Source organism: Deltaproteobacteria bacterium (assembly GCA_026712905.1).
Taxonomy (GTDB): Bacteria; Desulfobacterota; Binatia; order UBA9968; family JAJDTQ01; genus JAJDTQ01.
Genome location: JAPOPM010000104.1, coordinates 1 through 3,568, shown reverse-complemented (window position 1 = coordinate 3,568; position 3,568 = coordinate 1). Strand labels below are relative to the sequence as shown.

2 protein-coding genes are annotated in these 3,568 nt (G+C 67.6%); one reads left to right on the top strand and one right to left on the bottom strand.

The genetic code is table 11. The features are described 5' to 3' along the window. On the bottom strand, positions 1 to 772 hold a 772-nt coding region (locus OXF11_08140), incomplete at its 3' end, for an SPOR domain-containing protein (protein MCY4487072.1). A gap of 789 nt (positions 773 to 1,561) precedes the next feature. Between OXF11_08140 and OXF11_08135 the strand changes: the two genes are divergently transcribed. Beyond that, positions 1,562 to 3,568 (top strand): ATP-binding protein (locus OXF11_08135; protein ID MCY4487071.1); only part of this gene is annotated, 2,007 nt, incomplete at its 3' end.

The following is a 3,568-nucleotide window of genomic DNA, read 5'->3' as shown; positions in this document are numbered from 1 at the left end:
TCCCGTCATGCCGGCGTTCGAGAATCAGACGCTGCTTGCGATTGATTTCGGTAGTGGGGTCGAGGACGTCGTAGCCGAATTTCGAATCTGTCCGCACGAATCGAGCGGCGGTCGTCTCCGCGGCAGGACCGGCCCGAGAAGACGGCGCATGGGACGGCTTTGTCCGTTCCGCCTTGAGCGCTTCAATCTCGTTACGCAGTTGGCGGTTTTCCGCTTCCAGCGTGTCGAGCCGCTCAAGAACGCCGGGTGCGAGCGCCGCTAAGGGTGCGGCCACCGGCTTGCGCCCGGCAGGCTCCGATGGGGGCCGGGACGCAGGCACGCTCGCCGCGGCCCTGGCGGTGGCGCGGGCGACGAAACACTGCGCCCCGCGAGCGGCGATCGCGGCGCACGTGGCGGCGGCTTCGCTGCGGTGGGCGAAGGCATCAGCGACCATCACCCGGAACAGCCCGTCGCCTTTCGAATCGTCGATGGCCAGCACGCCGGCCCGGGGCAGGTCCGCGAGCGTCTGCGCCAGCGCCGCCATAGCCTTCGCTGCACGGGTCTCGCTCCTGAACGCCCCGAGTTGCACCTGCCAGCCGGTCGCCACGGCGGGTGCGGGCGCGCGCGGCGCCGTCACCAGCGACCGCGCCGGCTTGTGCCCGGCAGACTCCCCCTCCGCCGCGGCCACGGCCGATGAGGGAGCCGTTACGTTCCGTCCTGCATCCATGAAGGTCGGACCGGCTGTCACGGTAATGTCCTCGGCCGATCCAGTAGACGCGTGCGCCAGCGCCATGGCGACGAAGACCAGGCACGAAACGGGCACGCCCCGGAGCCCGACCCGCGGCGGGCGGACCGCACGGAGAAAGCGGAAGGGGTTGTGAGGAACCGCCCGTGCAGGCGGTGATCGCCGTATCTCTTCCGACTCGCACTCTCTCCCGCGCACGACGACAGCTCCCAGTACGCCCGATCCGGTTCCGGGACCGGCGCGCGACAAAAAACTTCCCGAAAGAGCGACCGCCGCAGAACGGCTATCAACTCTGGATCTCCGCTCAACAGGTGGCCATCCCGAGATCGCTTTGGCCTTGCTGCGTGCCGGGGCAGATCCCTACGCGAACCCCAACCTGATCAATGAGGCAGGCAACACTCCGCTCATACTGGCTACCATGCAAGGGTACTGGCCAGTCGTCGAAATGTGTTCCTCAAGCACGGCGCGGACAAAACCATAACTGTCCGTGGGTACTTGGAATACACGGTCCGAACCCGCCCTTTCCGTCTCCACGGGTGTTGCGATCAAGAGCCGTTGGCCGTGAAGAGCCATATGGCAACGAGTCATTCTACATGCATCAAGTATCCTTATCGTGTGCTTTATCAGCTATATAGTATTATTATTGTATGCTTGCGGAACAGTGGGTGCCAACTGTATTATTTGCATGTAGGCAGGGGGTTGCGAGCTTGCGGGCTTATGCTAGATTCGAGATTCGAAGATTTGCGTTCCAAACGAATCGGCGCATGGCCGGTCCCCTCACCGCAAACACGGCCAGGGCCTGACGCGGTTCGTGCGCCGGCCGGGAAAGGGAGGACATTGAAAGGGCAAGAGGCTCTGAGTCGGGAGAACGAGACGCTGAGGCGTGAGAACGACGCGTTGCTCGACCGCATCTCCACGCTCAGCGCGGCGGTGCTGCGCATGAGCGCGGGCCTGGACCTCGACACCGTCCTGCAGGAGGCGGTAGACGGCGCCCGGGCCCTGACCGGCGCGGGCTGCGGCGTCATCACCACCCTTGACGAATCCGGGCGGCCCGAGGACTTCGCCGCCTCCGGCTTCACGGAGGAAGAACTGCAGCAACTGCCCGAGGTCCGCTCACTCGCGGATTCGGCCGAGCTGATGGCATCGAGGACCTTCCACCGAACGCCCATGAATCACCAGGGCCGGCCCGTCGGCGAAATCCTCCTCGTCGGGAAGGACGGCGGAGGGGAGCCCGCCGAAGACGAACAAGCCGTGCTGGCGCTGTTCGCTTCGCAGGCGGCCACGGCCGTCGCAAACGCGCGCACGCACCGCAACGAGCGGCGGGTGCGCGCCGACCTCGAAGCCTTGGTGGACACCTGCCCGGTGGGCGTGGTGGTGCTCGACGCCGGGACCGCTCATCCCGTCTATTTCAACCGCGAGGCGCAACGCATGGCCGAGGGGATACGCCTGCCGGACCGCGCCCTGGAGGATATCCTGGACGTGCTGAGGTGCCGGTTCTCGGACGGCCGCGAGTATGCGCTCGACGAATACCCACTGGCGCAGGAACTGAGCAACGCCCAGACGGTGCTCGCCGAGGAGGTCGTGCTCTCCGCCCCGGACGGCCGCAGCATCAGGATGCTGATCAACGCCACGCCGGTCCGTTCCGCGGACGGCACGGTGGAGTCGGTGGTGGTGACCATGCAGGACCTTGCGCCGCTGGAGGAACTGGCGCGGTTGCAGGCGGAGTTCCTGAACATGGTGAGTCACGAACTGCGCACGCCGCTTGCCGCCATCCAGGGGTCGGCGGGGACCGGGCTCCGCACGGCGCCGGCCCTGGACCCGGCCGAGGTGCACCAGTTCTTCCGCATCATCAGCGAGCAGGCGGATCACGCACAGAACCTGATCGGCGACCTGCTCGATGCGGGCCGCATCGACTCGGGCACGCTGTCGGTGGCGCCGGGGCCCTCGGAGGTGGCCGAGCTGGTGGAGGGAGCCCGGAACGCGTTCCTGGGCGGCGGCAGCCGGCACGCCGTGGTGATCGACCTTTCGCGGGACCTGCCGCGGGTGCTGGCCGACCGGCGGCGCATCGTGCAGGTCCTGAACAACCTCCTCGCCAACGCCGCCCGTCACTCTCCGGAGTCCTCTCCCATCCGGGTGGCCGCGGAGTGCGATGGCGTGCACGTGGCGATCACGGTCTCCGACCAGGGCAGGGGCGTGCCGCCGGATCAGTTGCCGCACCTCTTTCAGAAGCACACGGCACCGGCAAGCGACGAGGACCCGCGCGGGCTCGGGGGGTCGGGGCTGGGGCTTGTGATCTCGAAGGGGCTGGTGGAGGCCCATGGAGGCCGCATCTGGGCCACCAGCGGCGGCCCGGGCCAGGGCACGCAGTTCACCTTCACGGTTCCGGTGGTCGAAGAGGCCGGCGACTCCAGGGGCTCCCACCCGAACCGTTCCCGCCGGCCCGGCCAGGGGCGTGAACCCGAGCCCATCCTCGTAGTGGACGACGATCCGGAAACGCTCCGCTACGTCCGCGACGCTCTGGCCAAGGAGGGCTACTCCCCCATCATGACCGGCGACCACCACGAGCTCGCCCGCATCATCAGGACCGAGAAGCCCCGCCTGGTGCTGCTCGACCTGGTGCTGCCCGGAACCGACGGCATCGAGCTGATGGAAAGCGTCCCCGAATTGGCCGATCTGCCGGTGATCTTCATCTCCGCCTACCGCCGGGACGAGACCATCGCCAGGGCGTTGGAGTCGGGCGCCGCCGACTACATCGTCAAGCCCTTCTCGCCCACCGAGCTCACGGCGAGGATCCGGGCGGCCCTGAGACGGCGGGCCGACCCGGAGTCCTTCGTGCTCGGCGAT